Below are 21,669 nucleotides of genomic sequence, written 5' to 3' on the forward strand. Positions count from 1 at the left end.
TTTTCAGGAGGAGTTTATATGACAAACGAAACAAAAATTTTAGACGGTAAAGCAGTTGCTAATCGCATAAAAGAAGAGTTAAAGACAAGAGTTGCATCTCTTAAAGAAAAGGATGTGACTCCAAGCCTTGTGACTATACTTGTTGGAGATGATCCATCTTCTGAGACCTATGTAAGAATGAAAGGCAATGCGTGTGAGCGGGTAGGAATTACCTCTAAAAAAATTCACCTCTCCGAAGACACAACAACTGAAACGCTCGTACAGACAATTGAAGAGTTAAACCGGGATGCTTCTGTGCATGGTATATTGCTTCAACACCCCGTTCCATCTCAAATTGATGAACGTCTTGCTTTTGAAACCATTGCGATCGAGAAAGATGTTGATGGTGTAACGAGTGCTGGCTATGGCCAAACAGCTCTTGGATTTGGAACTTATCCATCTTGCACTCCTGCAGCAATCATGAAAATCATGGAAGACTATGATATTCAAGCTGAAGGAAAGCACGCTGTTGTAATCGGCCGCAGCCCAATTTTAGGAAAACCAGTATCTGCGCTTTTATTAAATCAGAATGCAACAGTAACAACTTGTCATTCTAGAACTACTAACCTTGCTTCGCATGTGCAGCAAGCAGATATCGTCATTGCTGCAGTGGGTAAGCCGGAATTTATTAAAGGTGACTGGGTTAAAGACGGAGCTGTTGTGCTGGATGCTGGATATAACAAAGGAAACGTTGGGGATGTGGAATATGAAGCGGCTGCTAAGAAAGCGTCCTATATTACACCTGTTCCGGGCGGCGTGGGCCCAGTTACAATTGCGATGCTATTAAAACATACTGTTGATGCAGCTGAAAAAACAGTTCAATAAAAAGAAGTAAAGTTAAAAGTAGTTTCATTGGAGGAGGCACCTTGTTATCGTGCACTCCAAATGGAACTGCTTTTTTTTTTTTGTGCGTTTTACATTAAATGAGAAACTAGCATTATAGCAAATCATTCGTTTCATATGAGGTAGTAGAGTACTGCTTTATTCTCTATTCTAGTATTAAAAATATGTTACTATCAATGTAAAGAATTATTTATGAAGACGAATCCTAGTAAGGCTAGTTGCAATCGTTCTCATCTTAAACCTTGCAGTAATTTGAAAGGGGATACATCAGTTTGAACACAAAACATTTGGATTTACTTGCCCAAAAATATGATAGTGAAGAAAAAGTTGTCACTGAAATCATAAACCTTAAAGCCATCCTTAATCTACCAAAAGGAACTGAGCATTTTGTTAGTGATTTACATGGGGAGTACCAAGCCTTTCAACATGTGCTACGAAATGGTTCAGGTAAAGTGAAAGAGAAAATCTCTGACTTGTTTAAAGATGAGTTACCAGAAGATGAGTTAAACGAATTTGCGACGCTCGTTTACTATCCGGAAGAAAAAATAAACCTAATTAAACATTCTTTTAGTAGTGATAACGAATTATACGAATGGTATACGGTGATGATTGAACGTATGTTAAAGCTCATCTCGTATGCCTCTTCCAAATATACACGATCCAAACTACGTAAAGCTTTACCTAATCAGTTTGTTTATGTCATTGAAGAGCTTCTCTATAAAACGGCTGATCTTACGAATAAAGAGCCTTATTATAATAAAATACTTCAACAAATTATCTCTCTGAACCAAGCGGATAAGCTAATCACGGGACTTGCCTATACAACGCAAAGACTCGTTGTGGATCATCTTCACGTTGTGGGGGATATCTACGATCGAGGACCAGAACCTGACAAAATTATGGATACGCTTATTCACTATCATTCTGTAGATATACAATGGGGAAACCATGATGTCCTATGGATTGGTGCGTTTGCAGGATCTAAAGTATGTCTTGCTAATATTATTCGTATCTGTGCTCGATACAACAATTTAGAAATCATTGAAGATGTTTATGGCATAAATCTGAGACCCTTACTGAATCTCGCGGAAAAATATTATGATGATAATCCCGCATTTGCGCCAAAGAGAGAATCTGAAGAGAAACAAACGAGTCATGAAAAATGCCAGATCACGAAAATACATCAGGCGATCACGATGATACAATTTAAACTAGAGAGTCCAATCATCAAGAGAAGATCTTACTTCAATATGTCTGAAAGACTTTTATTAGAGAAAATTGATTATCAAGAAAACACCATTACGATTCATGGGCAAACGTATCCGTTAGAAAACACCTGTTTTTCAACCATTAATCCAGACCAACCTGACAAGCTATTAAAGGAGGAGGAGGAAGTAATCAACAAGCTTTTGTTTTCAGTGCAACACTCGGAAAAGCTTGCTAGACACATGAACTTCCTTATGAAAAAAGGCAGTCTTTATTTAAGATACAATGGTAATCTGTTAATTCATGGATGTATCCCACTAGATGAGAATGGGAATATGGAAAAAATGATCATCGAAAATAAAACGTATGCCGGTCGCGAGTTACTTGATATTTTTGAAAATTATTTACGCCATGCTTTCGCACATCCTGAAGAAACAGCTGACCTTTCGACGGATATGGTTTGGTATTTGTGGACAGGCGAGTATTCTTCTCTGTTCGGTAAGAGAGAAATGACGACGTTTGAGAGATATTTTATAAGTGATAAGAAGAGCCATAAAGAAAGAAAAAATCCTTATTACCATTTGCGTGAAGAAGAAGAGATCTGTCGCCAGATTCTAGCAGAATTTGATCTTAATCCAGATCAAGGTCACATTATAAATGGACACACGCCTGTTAAAGAAATTGATGGAGAAAATCCAATTAAAGCAAATGGCAAGATGATTGTCATTGATGGCGGTTTTTCGAAAGCTTATCAATCAACAACAGGTATTGCGGGATACACATTATTATTTAATTCTTACGGCATGCAGCTTGTTGCTCATAAACTATTTAATTCTAAAGAAGAAGTTTTATTACACGGAGCAGATGTATTATCAGTAAAAAGATTGGTCGATAAGGAATTAGAAAGAAAAAAAGTTCGCGAAACAAACATTGGAGAAGAAATCCTGCAAGAAGTTCATATTCTAAATCGATTAATGGAGTATCGGTATATCAATTAGCGGTTTATGTACCTTTTTTACGAAACTAACCAACAAAGCATCGACTTTGTTGGTTAGTTTCGTTTTTGTATAAGCAGGAAACTTCTTATGGAGGTAGATCGTGCTTTATTTTACAAAAGTAATGAAGCATTTACATATTAATTGAGCATAACATTCAAACTTTTCAGAAAGTTGTGCTATGGTCAATAAGAATAACCTTAACTAAGCGGAGGCGATCAATCGATGAAACTTGATGGGAAAGTAGCAATAGTAACGGGAGCTAGCAGTGGTATTGGTGAGGCGATAGCGAAACAACTAGCGAATGAAGGAGCAAGTCTTGTGCTTGCAGCTCGTCGTGAAGAAAAACTGACTGACTTAGCGAGCTTCATCACGAATCAATCAAATGGAAAAGCCATTGTAGTAAAAACGGATGTTACGAAAAAAGAAGATATGGAGCAACTCGTTAAGCAAGCCAAACAAGAATTTGGAAAGGTTGACATCGTCGTCAATAATGCTGGAGTGATGCTACTATCATTTATGAAAAATGATGAGGTCGATCAATGGAGTCAAATGGTGGACGTGAATATTAAAGGTGTTCTATACGGCATTCATGCAGCGCTTCCTGATATGCTAAAACAAGAGAGTGGTCATATTATTAACGTATCGAGTGTAGCAGGTCATGAAGTATTTGCTTCAAGTGCCGTGTATAGTGCTACAAAATATGCCGTAAGAGCCCTTTCAATGGGACTTGAAAAAGAGTTATCAAAAACTGGTGTGCGTGTCACGAATATTTCTCCAGGTGCCGTTGAAACTGAACTAACTCATCATATTACGGATGAAGAGGTGCTTAACATGTTTAAGGATCGAGCCTCTTCAATGAAAGCTCTTCAAGCGGATGATATTGCCCGTGCCGTTGTGTATGCAGTAACGCAACCTGATTATGTGAATGTAAATGAAGTGGTTGTCCGGCCAATGCAGCAATAGGAGCGACTTATTTTTATAGTTCGTTAGAAAAAGATCGAGCCTGCTCGGTCTTTTTTTATGGAGTAGTGAACCATAAACATATATTTAAGATACGTAATAACTTGAATGATTCACAGATCACCCATATACTTTAACTTGGATAGCGTGTAAACAACTAGAGAAATAAGCACAACAGTTGGAGGAAGAAAGATGAATAGTTTTATTGTCATGCAAGGAGATACATATGTTGAAGAAAAAGAAGCAGGGGTGATCTGGTCACCGAAAGAAGATAGGGGTGGCCAAGAGCCTCACTCGTGGAAGAGGCTGAAAGAAGTCAAAAAAGGAGATCCTATTTTCCACTATGTTAAAGGAGAGATTGTAGCGGTTAGCCTTGCAAAGAGTGACTGTAAAGAGGAGGCGAAACCGTCAACTTTATCGCATCAAACGATAGCCGATAAAGGATATTTAGTGGCGCTAGAATACCATGAATTGGACGTTCCGCTAAATGTAAGAGAAAAATTCGAAGAAATATCACCTTTATTACCTCTTAAATACGCACCATTTCAACTTGATGCAAGTGGAAATCCTGGGTATTTATACCCTTGTCATGAAGCACTAACAATTAAGCTGCTTGAGCTAATTAGTGAGTCCAATTTTTATCGTATCAATGAAGAACAATTAGAGTTAACCGTAGATGAAGTTAGAAGAACGGAACGTAATACATTAATACCCATCATTACGGAAACAGAATCAGAAGCGAAAATGAAAATGAGATGGGGAAAGTTAAAGTTTCGCAATGAAGTTGCTCCGTTATGGGAAGGTCAGTGTGCTCTTTGTGCCATTAAACTTCCGGAATTACTTAAAGCAAGCCATGCTAAACCATGGAAGGATTGTTCAAACGACGAGCGATTGGATCCTTTTAATGGGGTGCTACTTTGTCAAAACCACGCCGCTCTCTATGATGAGGGGTTGATAGCCTTTGACGGCCAGGGGCGATTACACATTTCTTCAAGTATTCAAGAAGATGACTATGACATGTACGGATTAAATCAACGCAAAAAAATCAGCATTCATCCTGAAAATAAAGTCTATTTCAAGTGGCATAAACGCAAGAGGATGAGGAAGTAATTTTTATTAGGATAAAGCATATAAACAAAAATGGACTTCCAGTAGAGAAGTCCATTTTTGTTTAGTTAAGATACTTATTCAATCGTAGTAGGTAAAGGGGCATCAGGAGAGATAAACCCCTTCTGTAATAATTCATCCCAGAAAGCTTTCGGAATATCGCGTTGGATCATTTCAATATCTTCTTTTATCCGATCTGGAAGCCTTCCTTGGATTCCTTCTCATCCGTTACATAACGGCCAACTTTCGTACTCAATACAATCACCATAACGAATAGGCTATTTATTATGTCTGTTATGACTCATTCTCATTCTTTTTATAAATCCTCTCCACCACTTCCTGAAGCGTATCAGGCTTATGAAACTCGACAGGAGAAAAGCCTTTCTCGAACGTAATGGAATCGGCTTCAATCGCAAGCACATACTTCCCGTTTACCTTCGCAAGGTGAATCGATTCGCCGAAGTCAGACAGCATCGCTTTCACGGATACGTGGTCTAGCTTTAGCTTCCATTCCACGTCAGGAGAGTGTTCGACAATCTGCGAGGTCGCTTCAACGACCTGTTCGGTCGTAAAGCGCTCCTGTAGCTCACGCTTCGGACTCTGAGACCATTCTTCTATTGCCTGTTCAAATTCTTCTCGTTCTTCGCTTTCTTCCTGGTACGTTTCTTGGATATGCTCCTGTACCATCCCCATCGTTTGCGTTTTCACGATTTCAGGCATTGACTTTTCGTATTCAACCCATTTTAAGAAGTCTTCGAAGTAGCGTGCGTGAGAGGACTGGTGAACTTTGATTTCGGCGCTGTCGATCATGCCTTCTTCTGGCATGTAGGGATACTGGACCGATTTCATGCTTTTTGTCGTAATCGCCATTTCAACATTTTGGATTAGCGTATCTTCGTCAGTGATGGTAGCCACTTTTGGTTCGAAGTCACATTTTAAGATAAAGAGAAAAGGATCATCGAACAGTTTTGTTAATTTAGCAGTCGCAACAATCAAAACCCCGCCTCTTATCGCACTTGTATCAAGATACATTTGTACAATTTGGTCAGTAGATGTTTCAAAATCATCCGCAGATTCGGCGTAGCGGGTGCGGTCGAATAAATTATAGTTGGGATTGGACGTTAGCTCATGACCAGGTTCGACAATAAATCGGCCAATCTTGGTAGGAGCACCTTCAGATTTAGCATGACGATCCACTTTTCGTTTCATAATTTTCGTTAATTCACCATTAAGAAAGTCTTTGAGAGAGCTATCTTCATAACTGTCTGCATCAAGTGTTTGATAATGCTTATAGCGTCGTTCTTCACTTTCTCCGCTTCCTTCTACTTGGATTAAGTAAAAGGAAAGATACTGCATTTTAAATTCCATTTCATCACCCGTCTCTATGTTTGCGTTTATTCAGTATAGGCAACGTTTTGGAATTCGTCAATCACTTCAAAATATGTCAATTTTGAAAGTGATAAAACTTCGAATTCAAAGTTTTTTTGTTTTTAGCCAATTAATTTTTTACATGAATCGACATTACTCTTATAATGAAGAAAGGAATACATATGAAAAGGGGAGAGGCAATGGAAGCAAAACAAACGGTGTTTGTGAATGAATTTACGAACGGAATACTCGATCCTACCAATCAAATGCTTGGACCATTGAAAGATGGTGGTCATATTGTTGCAAATACAGCGCCTGGTTGTTGGGGGCCAATGATCACTCCATGTCTACGCGGAGGGCATGAAGTGACGAAGCCTGTTTTTGTAGAAGGTGCTGAAGTAGGGGACGCAATTGCAATACGCATTAAATCGGTTCAGGTTACTTCAATGGCAACTTCTTCAGGAAACGATCAACCTGTTGATGGAAGGTTTGTTGGTGATCCGTTCGTAGCGGTGAAGTGCCCTGGGTGTGGAGAATTATATCCTGATACGAAAATTGAAGGAACCGGACCAGAGGCGATTCGCTGTTCGAATTGTGGAGAAGATGTAACACCTTTTGTTTTTACGAATGGGTATACAATGGCATTTGACTCTGATCGAACAGTTGGTGTTACAGTAGATGAAGCTGCAGCTACTCATATAGCTCAAAACGGTAAATCCTTTATGGCTACTCCTGAAAACTCTGTCCAAAATCCAATTGTTACGTTTGGACCAAGTGATCTAGTAGGAACGATGGCAAGACTACGTCCTTTTCTCGGCCAGCTTGGAACAACGCCTTCCCGCCCATTACCTGATTCACATAATGCCGGAGATTTTGGTCAATTTCTAATTGATGCACCTCATGAGTATGGTGTTACAAAAGAGGAATTGAAAGATCGGACAGACGGCCATATGGACATTAATCGTGTTAGAGAAGGAGCGGTATTGATTTGTCCTGTTAAAGTACCTGGTGGAGGTATTTATATCGGGGACATGCATGCTATGCAAGGGAATGGGGAGATCGCAGGTCATACAGCTGATGTTTCGGGTATTGTAAATCTTCAAGCGATCGTCATTAAGGACCTGACAATAGAAGGACCTATTTTACTCCCTACAGTAGAAGATCTACCGCATTTGGCAAAGCCATTTACTTCAAAAGAAAGAGAAGCAGCCAAGCGCGTGGCGAATATGTACGGTGTTTCAAAATTAGAAGAGTCATTACCGTTATCTTTTATCGGAACCGGTGCAGATCTTAATGAGGCAACAGATAATGGACTGAAGCGTGCAGCTGACACGTTAGGCATTACCGTTCCTGAGGTAATGAACCGTGCAACGATTACAGGTTCAATCGAAATCGGAAGGCACCCAGGCGTAGTGACGATTACATTTTTAGTTCCCGTCCATCTTCTAGATGAACTTAGCCTAACCGACCTTGTTCGAAATCACTATAATACAGAAAAGTAAAAGAAATAACAGACAGCTGTTTTTCAAGGCTGTCTGTTCATTTCCTATGAATGAAAAATAGGTTAAATTGAGTATGCTATATGTAACGTCATTGTTTTTTATCAAGCAATAATGGGGAATTTAAGTAAAATTAGATTATTTACTTTCGTTTTAAAAATTTTCCAGTAAAAGTAAATAATACGGCTAAAGCGAGGAATTCACCATGAAGATTAACTTTTCAAAACTTCACTATCCATCTATTTTTCAAATTGATGGGCCAAACCATCAAACGATTACCCAACTTACTTTTCACTCAAAGAATGCAGAGCCGTCTTCCGTGTTTTTTGCGATAAGAGGTGAGAATCACGATGGACATTTATACATAGAAGACGCCATTCAAAATGGAGCAGTCGCTGTCATAGCTGACCGTGAGGATCTTACTCAAAGTCTTTCACACAGCTATCCAAATTGCACATTTGTTCTTGTCGATGATGTTCGAAAAGCGATGGCTTCCTTTTCAAAACAATATTACGATAACGCAGATGAGAAATTAAGAACCGTTGGGGTAACAGGAACAAATGGAAAAACCACAGTTGCCGCTTATGTTCGGTCTCTTTTAAGCTTACTTGGTTTACCAACGGGTTCGATTGGCACAACAGGTATTTGGTCTTCCAAAAAGAGGATTCCGTACAAAAAAAGCACGCCTACTACACCTGAATCACTCGATCTCCATCGGATTTTTAATGATTTAGTCGATGTAGAAGATCAGGCAGTAGCAATGGAAGTTTCTTCAATTGCCCTTGATCAACACCGAGTTGATGGAATAAATTTTGATGTAGCCATTCATACAAACATTTCTCCTGAGCACCTGGAATACCACCATACATTTGAACATTATAAAGCTTGTAAAATGAAACTATTTGATCAAGCAAAAGCAGCTGTCGTGAATGTAGATGATGAAATGGGAATTGAACTGATCCGAACTTTTAACGATCGAATCGTAAGCTATAGCTTAAACCAATATGTTGAGGCTGACCTCATCGCTACTGACATTTCCTATCAAGTAAATGGAACATCTTTTAGACTTGTTTCACATGGTGAGTCGTATGATGTGTTTGTACCGGTTTTTGCTGACTATAATGTCGCGAATGTTCTTTCGGCTGTTGGTACTGCACTATTACTCGGTTATACATTATCCGAAATTATAGGAGTGCTACCGCGATTAGAAAGTCCTGAAGGTCGATTTCAAGTCATAACGGGGCCTAATCGTGAAACGATTATTCTGGACTACGCTCATACACCAGTAGCTCTTACTCGTCTCGTTGATGAAGTGAAAAAAATAGACCATCGGAAACTAATCGTCATGATTGCTGGCATTGGGATAAGAGATTTTGAAAAAATGCCAAAAATGGCTAAGGCGATCGAAGGTAGGGCAGATGAAGTGATTGTAACCGTGGACCATCCAGGCTATCATGAGCCGTCAGTCATTGTTGATAAGGTAATGTCGGGATTTTCGAATCCAAATGCTCCGAATATCTATCGTACACACACAAGACGTGAAGGTGTCTTAAAGTCACTGCAGCTTGGACGTGACCACGATATTATTCTTCTTACGAGTGGATGTATCAACGGCGCTCAAATGGTAAAAGGGAAGGAAATTCCACATTCAGATGAAGACTTAATCGAAATGCACTATCACCTTTCTTCTTAAACCTCCAGCTGGGGGTTTTTTCTTATTAAGGGTTGCTAACACGCAAAAGCTGACGTACACTTTAACTTTCAATAGATCGTGAAAGGGCGTAATGGTGTGACTTGGGAAATACTTAATATTATTGGTACGATTGCCTTTGCAGCGAGTGGCGCACTGGTCGCACTTGAAGAAGAGTTTGATTTTCTTGGTGTAATCGTTCTTGGACTTGCAACGGCATTTGGTGGAGGAATTATTCGGAATTTATTAATAGGTGTTCCCGTAGCTTCAATTTGGGATCAAGATATACTTATTATGATTGCGATCGCTACAATTCTCGTTATCTTTGTTTTTCCAGCTAGTTGGATTAACTATTACTGGGAAAAATGGGGGAGTTTCTTTGATGCGATTGGTCTCGCAGCATTCGCAATCCAGGGTGCACTCTTTGCAGAGGAGATGGGACATCCTTTTATTGCAGCTATGGTCGCTGCTGCTATGACAGGAACAGGTGGAGGGATCATTCGTGATCTTCTAGCAAGAAGGAAACCAACGGTGTTGCAAAAAGAAGTCTATGCTGTTTGGGCGATGATGGCTGGTCTGTTAATCGGCCTTGGTTATCCGAAAGAATTGCCTCCATTAATGTTACTATTTGGAACCATAGTGTTCCTCCGCATGCTTTCTCTTCGATATGGATGGAAATTGCCGTATAGAAGCATTCATAATGAGGAATCGAAAACATAGATGGAATAAAAAAATGCAGCTTAGGCTGCATTTTTTTATTAAATGATTTAGGTGAATGGCTAGAGATAATGGCGATTTCTCCATCCATAAGGAATGAAGAGGAAACGAATGATGTAAAAGAAGATCAAGCAATAGAGAGGAAAGCTCTTTCTTACCTTGAAGCGTTTGAAGAAAAAATAACTTTGAATCCAAAAAACTCGTTTGTAACAAGTGAAATTATGCTAAAATGCAAACGATGAGGAATATGTCCCTTCAGTAAAGGTGCTGTTTTTCCTATATGTTAAAGATATGAGGATTTTGTAATGAAACTCATAACGATTAAGAAGCAATAACACGAACGATATCGTTTTACAAATTTAGCAACGGGAGGAAAGCTACCATGAGTGATAAAAACAATCAAAATAATAATTTACCTTCAAGACTAAATATACTTCTTGTGCTCACATTCTTGTTATTTATGATTCTTGTTTTTCGACTAGCGTTTATTCAATTATAAGTTAATTTGTTTCTGGGTAATCACAATATTCAATAATTGTCCCTTCTGTATCAGCGGGATTTAAATAAATTAACCTTCTACCATGTTTGTTGATGCGCAGTGTTTCTTCCATCACACGGATGCTTTGTTGTTCTAATTCTTTAAGGGCTTCATCAAGGTTCTCGACCCTGTATGCAATATGGTGAACGCCTTTTCCTTTTTGTTTCATAAATCGTGCGATTGGAGAAGTTGTATTGTTTGTAGGCATAAGCAATTCAATACGACTTCCATTAAGGTCAATCACTGCAATTTCGCTCTCAACTCCTGTAGCTTCACTGCGATAGCGGTCGAATAGTTCTCCTCCTAATACTTCAGTATAAAACTGAACACTTTCATCTAATCGTCTAACTGCAATTCCCATATGATCCAATGTTTTTTTCATGATGAAACTCCTTCATAATGTAATGGTGTCATTTTAGCATAGACAGCAATTTATATAGAAGAAAGTTGTTTCCAGACAAAGCGTCTTTTAACTGCTTGAGCGGCTTAATGATTGTGTGTAGAATGAAAAAGAAATGAATTTAACGAAATAGGTGTTACTGATGAATTCAATGATTATTATAGGCTCAGGTATTCTTGGTGCCTCAACTGCCTACCACTTAGCAAAAATGGGGGTAGATGTTACAATTATCGACAGAAACGAACCTGGCCAGGCTACGGAAGCCGCAGCAGGGATCGTATGTCCGTGGCTTTCTCAACGCCGAAATAAGATATGGTATCGACTCGCCAAAGGTGGAGCAAAATACTATCCAAATTTAATTGAACAATTAATGGAGGATGGAGAGACAGAAACGGGCTACAAGAAAGTAGGCGCAATTAGCCTCCACACGGATGAAACGAAATTAGATAAAATGATTGATCGAGCAAAAAAACGGAGAGAAGATGCACCAGAAATAGGCGAGATTAAGAAGTTATCAGCCGATGAAACAAAAAAAATGTTTCCTTACGTAGCGGAAGAGTATCAGTCTGTGTTTGTGAGCGGAGCCGCTCGAGTAAATGGCGCAGCGCTTCGACAAGCGCTTCTACGCGCTGCACAAATGCATGGGGCTACATTGAAATATGGTGATGCAAAACTCCAGTCAACAAATAGCGAAATCACAGGAGTAACCATTGAAGGCGAGACACTCGAAGCGGATAAAGTCATTGTTACCGCTGGCGCATGGGCGGAAGAACTCTTATCTCCGTTAGGACTAAAGTTCAGCGTCACTTCTCAAAAGGCTCAAATTGTTCACCTTGAGGTGCCTGGTGAAACTACAAGCGAGTGGCCAGTTGTGATGCCGCCAAACGACCAGTATTTATTAAGCTTTGACGATGGGCGAGTCGTCATTGGCGCAACTCATGAAAATGAAGCTGGGATGGACAGGCGCGTAACGGCAGGCGGTCTTCAAGAAATATTTAGTAAAGCACTTGCTATTGCTCCTGGATTAGCAAAGAGTACTTTTTTGGAAGCTAAAGTAGGTTTTCGTCCTTTTACACCAGGTTTTCTTCCGGTATTCGGTTATGTACCTGAAATGAATAATTTACTAGCCGCAAATGGTCTGGGCGCCTCTGGCCTCACTGTAGGTCCATATCTTGGGCTTGAACTTGCCAGGCTTGCGATTGGTAAAGAAACCGAACTTGATCCTGCAGACTACGACATTTACGCAGCGATTTCAAAACAATAATACAAAAGAAGTAGTTCAATTTGGAAGGCTGATCATAAAAGGCCTTTCGAATTGGACTTCTTTTTTTACTGAATAGATAGTATTCGATGTCATAAGTAAGGTAATATTATCGTTCGATTAAATAGAAAAATATGGTATTGTATAGAACGGAGTGATGTTCAGCAATCGGGCAGGATTGTTGAACAGTAAGCAATGAACATTAGGGGGGTAAAAAATGGATTGGGACACATTGCCTAATTGGTTTTGGGTAATATATTACTTGTTTTTATTAACAACATTAGGAACAACTATATACAGCGTTGTGAAAAGGAAAATGAAAGGTTTGTCAATTGTAGCTATTCTGTTCACTGTTACAGTTCCAATAATTGTCCTCATAAATAGTATTGGTAGAGCAGAAGAAATGAATGAGTTTGAACATTTAGTTAGTCAATTACAACAAGGTGCTTTATGGTCATATTTCACAAGTATAGGTTATGTGTTTCTGTTAGTATGGTGGGTTTTGTTCCTATTCAAAAGCAGAGCAAACTACACGTCTTATTAAATTAACTCGGAGCTTATCTGTAATAAGATAGGTTCCTTTTTATGTGAAATAAAGATTGAGTTACGATGGTGGGTTTGAAATAATTGGTATTAGAGGTTTGGTCAAGATTCTTGAAGAAGTGCAGTGGTTCTTTAAATGTAAAAATGAGGGTTAATCAATTGTGTCCGTTTCATTAGTCAGTGAGAGGAGTTTTACTTTTGAACAAAAAAAAGAAAAGTCTCATCGTTGGTATTGTTGTTATAATTGGAATTTTGGTTTCGGCATACGAATTTTATCAACCTGATCGATTAGGTCAGGCTTCTCAGGTAGCTTTTGAAGAATTCGAAAGCGACTTTAAAGATAGAGTTGGTAAGGATCCAGAAGATATTAACCTTACGTCCCTTGAAAACGGTGACAGTTGGATTATTGCTTTCTCAATAGGAGATCAATCACCAAAGACAGAAAAAGTTGCGGAATATGAAATAACAGAAGAATTAACGATTAAAGAAAGTTCTTGGTATGGGATTCAAAAATAGTTATTCAGTTATCTCGGAGCTTATCTGTAATAAGGTAGGCTCTTTTCTGTGAAATAAGGATGGATTTACTAGCGTTATTTTGAAATAATTGGTATGTTGAGCAGTGAATTTGAAAAAAACGTCCTATATTGGAAGGGGTTAGTTGATAAGTGGATATAAGAAAACCAAATGAGGTAGAAATTGAAAAGATAATAGCACTTTCTCCACAGGCTATATTTGAGGGAACTTTAGGTGAAGCTGAGCCAACGATTGAAAAAGCAAAACAACTAGTAGAATCTCTTATGAAAAAGAGTAGTTATTATTTAATATCAACTAAAAATGATGTAATAACAGGTTGGATTCTTTTAGGAGGGAGTAAAGACCAGTTTTCAGATAAGAAACTAGGATTTATTTATGAATTATTTGTGATAGAGGAATACAGAGGCAAAGGTATTTCAAAACAATTGATTAAAACGGGTGTTGAACAATTAAAACAAGAAGGATACTCCGAAATTCGTTTAAGCGTTTTTGATGGAAATCAAGCAATTAAGATATATGAAAATCTAGGCTTTAAAAACAGAACAATTTCTATGAGTATTTCATTATAAATAACACTCTTCCATTATCTCGGAGGGATAGTTGCGTAGCTGCTACCTCTTATTGTGAAAATGAGCAGCAATATTGAATAAGAATTTTTGATTTTAAGGTGAAATAAACTGGTGGGTAAAAATGAGGGGATTATTTTGAGGATAAATCTAAAAACTTCAACAGTAATTTCAACTATAATTATGTTTTTGATTTTAATAGGATGTGAACCATTAGCTAAGGAAACGATGGATTTTTATGACACCACTGAGAGTATTGACCTCTCTGGTGAAAATATCAATTCTATATCAATCAATTCCTATGAGAACGATGTAATAAAAACCTTTGGAAAACCAACTGAAGTCGAAGTAATAGAAGATCCAAAGTCAAAATATTTAAGTTACGATGGTGTGGAGTTTGGTTTTGTAGATGACAAGGTTATTCGATTATTCATTCGAAGAACACACAAAAACTCCAAGGTATATGAAACTGCAAAAGAAATTAAAATCGAGGATACAAAAGAACAGGTAATTAAGGAATACGGTGTGAACTATTATGAAAGGGTTGAAAGTGGCTTAGATACCCTTGGATATTTCGATAAAGATAATAAGATAAATATAGAATTTGGGTTTAATGAAAATAAAGTTATAGCTGTTGTTATTAAGAAAATTGGTTGGAAGGAAGAGAATTAAGCTATCAATTAGGGAAAGATCTGGTTCAATATCTCGATTTCAAGTCTTCAAGAATCTCGGAGCGATTGTTCAAGTGAGCACTCAGCTATCGAATTCGCTTGCAGTAAGGATTGTATAAAGGCGAACGAACTAATTTACAGTTAGATTATAGGAAGGGCAGAAGAATTCTAGAAAGGAGAAAATAGGAATGGAAACAAAAAAATCACCTTATGTAATGTATTGGATTTTAGTTGGCGTTGGTATTTTGTCTTTTACTATACCTATTTTTCAAGAGTATGGAATTATTACTACCCTAATCCTCACGTTTCTATGTAGTTTGTTTAGTTGGGCTATAGCAATGGGGCTAGGTAAACGCAAATTTATGTATCTAAGCGTTCTGCTCTTAGTTAGTCCTTGGCTATTCTTATTATCTAGATATTTAATAAACTAGATTTTTTCTTTTAGTTTATATAAACCAAGTAACGAGACTAACAGTTTAGGTGGTTTAGCGTGGGTTAGTTAGTAATTTATAATACATATCGAAATCAGATATTACGTAATCTCGGAGCAATTCTGTAATATCATAGCAGCTTAATCGTTAAAGAACAATCTTTATTAATCGGGCGTAATTCCGCACTAAGAAGGTGGGCTTTTTATGAAAACTACAAATTATTCTACAATTGCTGATAATTATGACAAAAATCAATTTAGAAGTGATGAGTTAAAACTAGACTGGGATTTAAAAGACTATGTTGATGAACATAAAAAAACCGATTATAAGATGCTCGATCTATCCTGTGGGACAGGGCTGTACCTTGAAAAGCAGGTTCCACTCTTTCAGGGAATTAATATCAATTGGAATGGCCTTGATGCTTCAAAAGATATGTTAAAAAAAGCTAATGAAAAGGTAACAAATGTAGATTTAATGCATGGGTATGTTGAAAGAATGCCATATGACTCTGATACCTTTGACTTTATTTCAAATAACTATGCTTTTCACCATTACGTGGATAAGGAAAGTGCCCTAGATGAAATATCAAGGGTACTAAAGGTAAAGGGAGTATATAAATTACATAATATCGTCATTCACGAGATGCCAAAATGGTGGGTTTATCATTACTTTCCTTCTGCTAATGAAGAAGACCTAAAGAGGTTTTGGGATAAGGAATTGATCTACCAAGAACTTATTAAGAGGGGTTTTGAAGTTAAACTAAGGATGGAATATCGAATGGAACAAGTAGCTGTAGCTGATTACGTCCACCATGCTGAAAACAGAGACATCTCTGTCCTAACGTTAATAAGCGATGATGACTATGAAGATGGTTTAGAAAAAATGAAAAATGATTTGAAAGTAGATCCTGGCAAGCAAATAACTAATGATTTTGCTGAAGTGTTTTTTATTTCGAAAAAATTGTAGCTCGGTTTTCAGAATCAAAAACAGTCTTGAACAAATTATTTTACAATTAAGAAAAATCTCGATGTCGAGTCTTCTGTTACCTCGGAGCGTTTGATCAAAGTAAGCGCTCTATGTAAATATAATTGCGCGTTTATATGTAAGAAAGAGTAAAAGGGGATAGGTAGAATGACAACCATAGGGCTAATTAGACATGGAATTACGGAGTGGAATGATCATGGTAAAGCACAAGGCACGTCAGATATTCCTTTAAACGAATTAGGTAGAAAACAAGCTACAAATATTGGCGCTAGACTACGAGAAGAAGGAAAATGGGATGTCATCATTTCAAGTGATTTAACAAGGGCAATTGAAACGGCACAAATCATTGGAAGTAAAATAAACTTATCAATAAGTCATTATGATAAAAGAATTAGAGAAATAGATTGTGGGGAAATCGAAGGAACGACAGAAGAAGATCGACTGGAAAAGTGGGGCAGCAATTGGCGTAACTTAGACCTAGGGATGGAAAGTTTTGAAGAAGTAGGCAAAAGAGGAATTGAATTTGTTAAAGATATGGTCCATACATATAAGGGCAAGCGAATACTAATAGTGAGTCATGGGGCTTTAATCGGACTAACATTGCAACAATTACTCCCCAGTAGGTTTCAAAAAACTTATATTGATAATACCGCGATTACAATCTTAGAAAATATTAATGGAGATTGGGATTGTTCTTTATATAATTGCACAAAACATTTGATGTAAGTGAGTTTTTAACATAAACACTTATTCAACAATCTCGGAGCTTATCTGTAATAAGATAGGCTTTTTTTATTTGAAATAAAAGATTGAGTTGTTCTCAATGATTTGAAATAATTGGCACTACAGATAATTAAAGTATTTTTGAGGAAGATGAAAGGGAGAATTTGGTTGAAAATTTTACGATACGTTCTATCAATATCAACTTTTACACTTGCTGTTTATGGGGTGATTACAAGTAATTTTGAGTTTAGTCATATAATGATATTTCTATTAGGACTTACAATGTTAGTTATGGGAATTGAAGAATTTCAAAAAGAACGAAAATCAATTGGGATTTTACTTGTTGGTGTTTTTATCTTCTCATTATTTGTATCAATTAAGGGTTTTTTATTAAGCTAAATTGGAGCTTATCTTTAATAGATAAGCTTTTTAGAAATAATGATTGAGAAACTTGCTTCTTTTTGAAATGATTGGTCTTGAACACAGTACAGTTGTTGGAAGTTAGGTGAATTGAAATGAATCTAATGAAAGTAATAATAGTGTCAATGCTAAGTTTTACTATCCTATGTGGGTGCGGGGCCGGATCCGATACTATTGAAATTCAAGGAGAGTATAAATTTCTCACTATACAAGGTGTAGATAATAATGGAGTGGTAAGTAAAGAGACTAAAAAAGAAGTAGAGGATATTGATAAGATTAGTACCTTTATACAAAAGATAGAAAGTGTTGAAGTAACTGAACAAAAACCAGAAAAAATCAAAGAGAAGAATAAGTTATTAAATGAAAGTGGTAATTACATAATTGCTTTAGCAGAGAATGAAAAATTGCAGGGGAAAACCTATTTTATTAATATGTTTGAAGATGGTTCTTTCATTTACCAAGATCCTTCTGGTACCAGGTTGAAATATGTTTCGATTGAAAACCATCCGAAGGTATATGAAGAGGTTAAAAAGTTGCTGATGATTTCATTTTAGTAATATTTATAACCTGCTTTGTTCAATTATCTCGGAGCAATTCTTGAATACTTATAAACCCTTAATGTTCTTATGTTTTTCCCAGAATAAAAATAAGGTAGAGAATATCCAATTAGGATGTTCTCTACCTTATCTTGAAACAGGTAATGGGACGTTTTTATACCATTTTAGCCATTTTTTAAGCAATAGAAGAAAATGATAATATAGTATTGAGCAACATAGAGTGATTAATATGACCGAAGGCATATCTACGGTTGCAAAATCCCCACCAATACCAAACATCACAATCATTAAACAACCTGATAAAATACCTGATATAAAGTAATAAAAGAGCTTAATAATATACATTTTATTCCTGCTTCTTCTTTCTTTACTAAACCTATCAACAAAGAGCGAAACAGGAACGGCAACAAGGATAAAACTCGGTAGAAAAATAAATATACCAGATAAGAGATCACCTACAAAATACAGTCCTGCAATAATTGAAGAAAGAAAAGCTGCTATCATCCTTAAAAAAAATACCAAAGTGAATTAGTCCTTTCTACAAATAGTTCGATTTCTTGTTAATTAAATTGTATCAAAATATTGGAGCGTATTAAGGTTTTTCGGTTCAGTTTATTAAATAACAGGAGGAAATTTATTGGTGATGCAGAAATTAACGTTTATGTATTTAAATGTAGGTGTTGGCAATTGATTGAAGCCTTGACAAATGCAAAAGGGTAATATCCATTTTTTTGAGAAAAGGGTGATGTATACGAAAACAACCCAGTCAAAAGACGGTACAACCTTGGCATATGATGTCTACGGTAATGGTCCAGCGCTCATTTACATAACGGGAGCAAGCTGCCATCGCTCATTTAAGCCCATAGTGCGAGATGCCAAAATATTTGCCTCTGAATTCACTGTTTACAATTACGACCGCCGTGGACGCGGCGATAGTGGTAACACACTTCCTTATTCTAAAGAACGTGAAATCGAAGATATTGAAGCTATGATTGACGCGGCAGGTGGCAGGGCACATTTATATGGCCATTCTTCTGGTGCTGTGATCGCACTTGAGGCAGCACTTCGGCTTGACAACAAAGTGCAAAAAGTAACTATGTATGATGCGCCATATGTACGTGACGAGAAAGAAAAAAACGAATACAAACAATTAAGCCAAAAAATACACAAACTTCTCGATAACGAAAAAAATTCAGAAGCAATGCTTTCCTTTTTAAAGGGGATTGGGATGCCAAAAGTATTTGTTTTATTGTTGCCGTTATTTCCTGGCTGGAGAACTACGAAAGCTCTAGCTCCAACCCTTGCTTATGATATTACTCTAACTCAGGATATGCCCCCCCTTGAACGAGCTACTCAAATTTCCATACCTACACAAATAATCGTTGGCGAACAAAGCCCGGACTCAATAAAAGATGTTGGTCGTCAACTAACAAAGGCAATTCCAAACGCAAAGTTTGTACAACTTGCAAAGCAAGACCATATGGTTAACGGAAAAAAACTGCTGCCAATACTTTCGAGCTTTCTCAAGTAATAATGTCTTATCAACTACAATAATCTTCAAGGTTTTACAGATGAAAATAGCATTCTAAAAAATACTGAATTTAAAGTTGGAGCAATCAAAAGGGTATTAAACGAAGAGAAAGACTTATTCCATTAAATCGGAGCTAATGTTGAATAAAACAGGAATATCATCTCTAGTTCGCTATATTTTTATTTATCTTTTTTTAAGCTCTAGTTGAGACTCTTGAATGGAGTGGTGAAATGACTAAAGATCAGTTCAAAGAGTTTCAAAATGGCATTTACATTGGAGAAGAGTACAATTTCAGTTATGGAAATGATGAATATTGGATTAGCCAGGATGAAGAGAGGTTTTACCTAACAAAAGTAAAAGGATCAGTTACTCAAGAGTTTAGTACAGCGACACAATTGTTCGAAGAGGGTAAAGTTGATGGAAGATTCATCTCTGATATTTATAAAGAAATTGAGTGGTGAATTCGACAGAAATAAGTATCATCTCATATTCAACAATCTCGGAGCTTATCTTTAATAAGATAGGCTCCTTTATTTTTCATAAAAGATTGCGTGGTTGGAGAAGTTCTTTTTTTCAGGACTATAAATGAAGAAAAAGTTAAGGTCGAAGTAATTAGTATGTCACCTCCGGTAGGATGAAGCACTCTTGAAGAATTAAGGGAATCGATTAGAGTTGAAGAAAAAATCAAATTTAAATAGTTAAATATAATGAGTAGGAAATTCTACAATGTAAGGCCAGTATGAACTCTACTCTCTTTTTTTACATAATTGACAGGAGAATAAGGCTTTGCTAGTATAAACTTACGAACGTTCGTAAGGGGTGAAAAAGTGAAATCTAATGACTTAAAAAAAGTTGCTTTAAATCAATTTGCTTTACATGGGTATCAGGGAGCTTCGCTTTCTTCTATTGCTAATGAAGTGGGAATTAAAAAACAATCGATCTACGCACATTTTAAGAGTAAGGAGGATCTTTTTATTAGCACGTATAATGATTCTCTAGTAAACGAGTTGTACTTTATTAAACAATACATGTTGGAGAACAGTTCTTCATCTCTGAAAGAGATTCTATATAACTTTTTGAACGAGTACTTGAAACGTTATCAAAAAGATCATAATATGAATTTCTTTATGAGAACTTCTTTTTTTCCACCAGTACAATTTGAACAACAAATTAAGAAGGGTACCAACAAATTTGTTGATGAATTAGAGGCACTGTATTTGTCCATATTTGAAGAAAAGAGAGATGATTTAAACCCTGGGATAAATCCTGAGTTTGCTGCGCTGTCATTTTTAACAATACTTGATGGGTTACTAGTTGAACTTTTATATGGATTTCCAGAACGTCTACAAAAACGTCTAACTAGTTCATGGGAAATTTATTGGCAAGGCGTTACTAAATAAAAAGGAGATATTCATATGAATCGCGCATGGAGTTTGTTGGTTGTAGGATCTGTTTTTGAGATTTTTTGGGTTATGGGATTAAAACACGCTGATGATATTTTGACGTGGACAGGCACGCTTATTGCTATTGTTGCATCTTTTGGTTTATTAATTAAAACAACTTCCCAACTTCCTGTGGGAACAGCCTATGCTGTATTTACTGGATTAGGAACAACCGGCACAGTATTAGTTGAAATGCTAGTATTTGGAGAACCGTTTAAACTTCTAAAAATTATTTTGATTCTTGTTCTTCTTGCAGGCGTCATGGGCCTTAAACTTGTTACTGGAAACCCTAATCAAGAAGGGAGTGCTTGATCGTGGGATGGGTCTTTCTCGTTTTTGCAGGAATATTTGAAGTTGTAGGTGTGACAGGGTTAAACCTTATACTACGTAAAAAAAACTTCCGATCATTTGCAGTTTTCCTTTTAGGTTTAGGAAGTAGTTTTACATTCTTAAGCTTAGCCATGCAATCTTTACCAATGGGAACAGCTTATGCCATATGGACCGGAATCGGAACAGTGGGATCAGGGGTTGTAGGAATACTATTTTATGGAGAATCGAAGAGCTTAGCTAGAATTATCTTTATGGCTATGGTATTAAGTGCCGCAGTCGGTCTAAAGCTAATTAGTTAACAGAAGGAGAAC

General features: G+C 37.0%; 25 protein-coding genes. 22 read left to right on the forward strand and 3 right to left on the reverse strand.

The window, feature by feature from the left end:
- Positions 1–18 precede the first annotated feature (18 nt).
- From PQ578_RS14975 to PQ578_RS14990, 4 genes are all read left to right on the forward strand, one after another.
- On the forward strand, positions 19–864 hold the full coding sequence (locus PQ578_RS14975) for a bifunctional 5,10-methylenetetrahydrofolate dehydrogenase/5,10-methenyltetrahydrofolate cyclohydrolase (RefSeq protein ID WP_273835132.1): 846 nt from the start codon (positions 19–21) through the stop codon (positions 862–864).
- Positions 865–1,154: 290 nt separating this feature from the next.
- Positions 1,155–3,086, forward strand: a complete 1,932-nt coding sequence (locus PQ578_RS14980) for a fructose-1,6-bisphosphatase (protein WP_273835135.1) — start codon at positions 1,155–1,157, stop codon at positions 3,084–3,086.
- A gap of 222 nt (positions 3,087–3,308) precedes the next feature.
- A complete protein-coding gene (locus tag PQ578_RS14985; RefSeq protein ID WP_273835137.1) occupies positions 3,309–4,049 on the forward strand; it encodes an SDR family oxidoreductase in 741 nt (246 codons plus the stop codon).
- A 189-nt stretch (positions 4,050–4,238) separates the two neighbouring features.
- The gene (locus tag PQ578_RS14990; RefSeq protein ID WP_273835139.1) at positions 4,239–5,156 is read left to right on the forward strand and encodes an HNH endonuclease; all 918 of its coding nucleotides are present in this window, start codon (positions 4,239–4,241) and stop codon (positions 5,154–5,156) included.
- Between the two features lie 291 nt (positions 5,157–5,447).
- On the opposite strand, the gene PQ578_RS14995 is transcribed toward PQ578_RS14990, so the two are convergent.
- Positions 5,448–6,521: a DUF3900 domain-containing protein gene (locus tag PQ578_RS14995; protein ID WP_273835141.1), complete on the reverse strand. Its 1,074-nt coding sequence runs from the start codon at positions 6,519–6,521 to the stop codon at positions 5,448–5,450.
- Between the two features lie 200 nt (positions 6,522–6,721).
- Here PQ578_RS14995 and PQ578_RS15000 point away from each other — a divergent pair, with 200 nt between their 5' ends.
- The 3 genes from PQ578_RS15000 (at position 6,722) to PQ578_RS15010 (ending at position 10,430) form a co-directional block, all read left to right on the forward strand.
- On the forward strand, positions 6,722–8,023 hold the full coding sequence (locus PQ578_RS15000; protein ID WP_273835144.1) for an acetamidase/formamidase family protein: 1,302 nt from the start codon (positions 6,722–6,724) through the stop codon (positions 8,021–8,023).
- A gap of 202 nt (positions 8,024–8,225) precedes the next feature.
- Positions 8,226–9,713, forward strand: a complete 1,488-nt coding sequence (locus tag PQ578_RS15005) for a UDP-N-acetylmuramoyl-L-alanyl-D-glutamate--2,6-diaminopimelate ligase (protein WP_273835146.1) — start codon at positions 8,226–8,228, stop codon at positions 9,711–9,713.
- A gap of 96 nt (positions 9,714–9,809) precedes the next feature.
- On the forward strand, positions 9,810–10,430 hold the full coding sequence (locus tag PQ578_RS15010; RefSeq protein ID WP_098443910.1) for a trimeric intracellular cation channel family protein: 621 nt from the start codon (positions 9,810–9,812) through the stop codon (positions 10,428–10,430).
- A 497-nt stretch (positions 10,431–10,927) separates the two neighbouring features.
- On the opposite strand, the gene PQ578_RS15015 is transcribed toward PQ578_RS15010, so the two are convergent.
- Positions 10,928–11,347, reverse strand: a complete 420-nt coding sequence (locus tag PQ578_RS15015) for a VOC family protein (RefSeq protein WP_160919034.1) — start codon at positions 11,345–11,347, stop codon at positions 10,928–10,930.
- Between the two features lie 160 nt (positions 11,348–11,507).
- On the opposite strand from PQ578_RS15015, the gene PQ578_RS15020 reads away from it, so the two are divergent.
- The 10 genes from PQ578_RS15020 to PQ578_RS15065 all read left to right on the forward strand — a co-directional run bounded on the left by PQ578_RS15020 (position 11,508) and on the right by PQ578_RS15065 (position 18,052).
- A complete protein-coding gene (locus PQ578_RS15020) occupies positions 11,508–12,629 on the forward strand; it encodes an NAD(P)/FAD-dependent oxidoreductase (protein ID WP_273835152.1) in 1,122 nt (373 codons plus the stop codon).
- Between the two features lie 214 nt (positions 12,630–12,843).
- Positions 12,844–13,170 carry a hypothetical protein gene (locus tag PQ578_RS15025; protein WP_273835154.1) on the forward strand — a complete coding sequence of 109 codons (327 nt, stop codon included), beginning with the start codon at positions 12,844–12,846 and terminating at the stop codon, positions 13,168–13,170.
- A 197-nt stretch (positions 13,171–13,367) separates the two neighbouring features.
- Positions 13,368–13,685 (forward strand): hypothetical protein, encoded by a 318-nt coding sequence (locus PQ578_RS15030; RefSeq protein ID WP_273835156.1) that lies wholly within the window; start codon positions 13,368–13,370, stop codon positions 13,683–13,685.
- 149 nt (positions 13,686–13,834) lie between these two features.
- A complete protein-coding gene (locus tag PQ578_RS15035) occupies positions 13,835–14,272 on the forward strand; it encodes a GNAT family N-acetyltransferase (protein ID WP_273835158.1) in 438 nt (145 codons plus the stop codon).
- A 111-nt stretch (positions 14,273–14,383) separates the two neighbouring features.
- Entirely contained in the window at positions 14,384–14,941 is a 558-nt protein-coding gene (locus PQ578_RS15040; protein WP_273835160.1) for a hypothetical protein, read from the forward strand.
- 187 nt (positions 14,942–15,128) lie between these two features.
- On the forward strand, positions 15,129–15,371 hold the full coding sequence (locus tag PQ578_RS15045) for a hypothetical protein (protein WP_273835161.1): 243 nt from the start codon (positions 15,129–15,131) through the stop codon (positions 15,369–15,371).
- Positions 15,372–15,575: 204 nt separating this feature from the next.
- A complete protein-coding gene (locus PQ578_RS15050) occupies positions 15,576–16,337 on the forward strand; it encodes a class I SAM-dependent methyltransferase (RefSeq protein ID WP_273835162.1) in 762 nt (253 codons plus the stop codon).
- A 165-nt stretch (positions 16,338–16,502) separates the two neighbouring features.
- Positions 16,503–17,081 carry a histidine phosphatase family protein gene (locus tag PQ578_RS15055; protein WP_273835163.1) on the forward strand — a complete coding sequence of 193 codons (579 nt, stop codon included), beginning with the start codon at positions 16,503–16,505 and terminating at the stop codon, positions 17,079–17,081.
- Between the two features lie 255 nt (positions 17,082–17,336).
- The gene (locus PQ578_RS15060; RefSeq protein WP_273835520.1) at positions 17,337–17,477 is read left to right on the forward strand and encodes a DUF3953 domain-containing protein; all 141 of its coding nucleotides are present in this window, start codon (positions 17,337–17,339) and stop codon (positions 17,475–17,477) included.
- Between the two features lie 116 nt (positions 17,478–17,593).
- Positions 17,594–18,052 (forward strand): hypothetical protein, encoded by a 459-nt coding sequence (locus PQ578_RS15065; RefSeq protein WP_273835164.1) that lies wholly within the window; start codon positions 17,594–17,596, stop codon positions 18,050–18,052.
- Between the two features lie 129 nt (positions 18,053–18,181).
- Here PQ578_RS15065 and PQ578_RS15070 read toward each other — a convergent pair whose 3' ends face one another.
- Positions 18,182–18,559: a hypothetical protein gene (locus PQ578_RS15070; RefSeq protein WP_273835166.1), complete on the reverse strand. Its 378-nt coding sequence runs from the start codon at positions 18,557–18,559 to the stop codon at positions 18,182–18,184.
- A 202-nt stretch (positions 18,560–18,761) separates the two neighbouring features.
- Here PQ578_RS15070 and PQ578_RS15075 point away from each other — a divergent pair, with 202 nt between their 5' ends.
- The 5 genes from PQ578_RS15075 to PQ578_RS15095 all read left to right on the forward strand — a co-directional run bounded on the left by PQ578_RS15075 (position 18,762) and on the right by PQ578_RS15095 (position 21,657).
- Positions 18,762–19,586: an alpha/beta fold hydrolase gene (locus PQ578_RS15075; protein WP_273835167.1), complete on the forward strand. Its 825-nt coding sequence runs from the start codon at positions 18,762–18,764 to the stop codon at positions 19,584–19,586.
- A 230-nt stretch (positions 19,587–19,816) separates the two neighbouring features.
- On the forward strand, positions 19,817–20,047 hold the full coding sequence (locus PQ578_RS15080) for a hypothetical protein (RefSeq protein WP_273835168.1): 231 nt from the start codon (positions 19,817–19,819) through the stop codon (positions 20,045–20,047).
- Positions 20,048–20,413: 366 nt separating this feature from the next.
- Positions 20,414–20,986, forward strand: coding sequence for a TetR/AcrR family transcriptional regulator (locus PQ578_RS15085; RefSeq protein ID WP_273835169.1), 573 nt, complete (start codon positions 20,414–20,416; stop codon positions 20,984–20,986).
- 15 nt (positions 20,987–21,001) lie between these two features.
- Complete coding sequence (locus PQ578_RS15090) at positions 21,002–21,340, forward strand: DMT family transporter (protein WP_273835171.1); 339 nt, start codon at positions 21,002–21,004, stop codon at positions 21,338–21,340.
- Positions 21,341–21,342: 2 nt separating this feature from the next.
- The gene (locus PQ578_RS15095; RefSeq protein ID WP_273835172.1) at positions 21,343–21,657 is read left to right on the forward strand and encodes a DMT family transporter; all 315 of its coding nucleotides are present in this window, start codon (positions 21,343–21,345) and stop codon (positions 21,655–21,657) included.
- Positions 21,658–21,669: the final 12 nt, after the last annotated feature.

Origin of the sequence: Guptibacillus sedimenti (assembly GCF_028610665.1) — a bacterium.
GTDB lineage: Bacteria > Bacillota > Bacilli > Bacillales > Guptibacillaceae > Guptibacillus > Guptibacillus sedimenti.

Excerpts from the sequence above, each read along its gene's own strand:
- PQ578_RS15050 (WP_273835162.1), top strand. The coding sequence starts at position 15,576 with ATGAAAACTACAAATTATTCTACAATTGCTGATAATTATGACAAAAAT.
- PQ578_RS14995 (WP_273835141.1), bottom strand. The coding sequence starts at position 6,521 with ATGGAATTTAAAATGCAGTATCTTTCCTTTTACTTAATCCAAGTAGAA.
- PQ578_RS15065 (WP_273835164.1), top strand. The coding sequence starts at position 17,594 with ATGAATCTAATGAAAGTAATAATAGTGTCAATGCTAAGTTTTACTATC.
- PQ578_RS15075 (WP_273835167.1), top strand. The coding sequence starts at position 18,762 with ATGCAAAAGGGTAATATCCATTTTTTTGAGAAAAGGGTGATGTATACG.
- PQ578_RS15090 (WP_273835171.1), top strand. The coding sequence starts at position 21,002 with ATGAATCGCGCATGGAGTTTGTTGGTTGTAGGATCTGTTTTTGAGATT.
- PQ578_RS15005 (WP_273835146.1), top strand. The coding sequence starts at position 8,226 with ATGAAGATTAACTTTTCAAAACTTCACTATCCATCTATTTTTCAAATT.
- PQ578_RS15060 (WP_273835520.1), top strand. The coding sequence starts at position 17,337 with ATGATATTTCTATTAGGACTTACAATGTTAGTTATGGGAATTGAAGAA.
- PQ578_RS15055 (WP_273835163.1), top strand. The coding sequence starts at position 16,503 with ATGACAACCATAGGGCTAATTAGACATGGAATTACGGAGTGGAATGAT.
- PQ578_RS15045 (WP_273835161.1), top strand. The coding sequence starts at position 15,129 with ATGGAAACAAAAAAATCACCTTATGTAATGTATTGGATTTTAGTTGGC.
- PQ578_RS15015 (WP_160919034.1), bottom strand. The coding sequence starts at position 11,347 with ATGAAAAAAACATTGGATCATATGGGAATTGCAGTTAGACGATTAGAT.
- PQ578_RS15080 (WP_273835168.1), top strand. The coding sequence starts at position 19,817 with ATGACTAAAGATCAGTTCAAAGAGTTTCAAAATGGCATTTACATTGGA.
- PQ578_RS15070 (WP_273835166.1), bottom strand. The coding sequence starts at position 18,559 with ATGATAGCAGCTTTTCTTTCTTCAATTATTGCAGGACTGTATTTTGTA.
- PQ578_RS15020 (WP_273835152.1), top strand. The coding sequence starts at position 11,508 with ATGAATTCAATGATTATTATAGGCTCAGGTATTCTTGGTGCCTCAACT.
- PQ578_RS14975 (WP_273835132.1), top strand. The coding sequence starts at position 19 with ATGACAAACGAAACAAAAATTTTAGACGGTAAAGCAGTTGCTAATCGC.
- PQ578_RS15025 (WP_273835154.1), top strand. The coding sequence starts at position 12,844 with ATGGATTGGGACACATTGCCTAATTGGTTTTGGGTAATATATTACTTG.
- PQ578_RS15000 (WP_273835144.1), top strand. The coding sequence starts at position 6,722 with ATGGAAGCAAAACAAACGGTGTTTGTGAATGAATTTACGAACGGAATA.
- PQ578_RS14985 (WP_273835137.1), top strand. The coding sequence starts at position 3,309 with ATGAAACTTGATGGGAAAGTAGCAATAGTAACGGGAGCTAGCAGTGGT.
- PQ578_RS14990 (WP_273835139.1), top strand. The coding sequence starts at position 4,239 with ATGAATAGTTTTATTGTCATGCAAGGAGATACATATGTTGAAGAAAAA.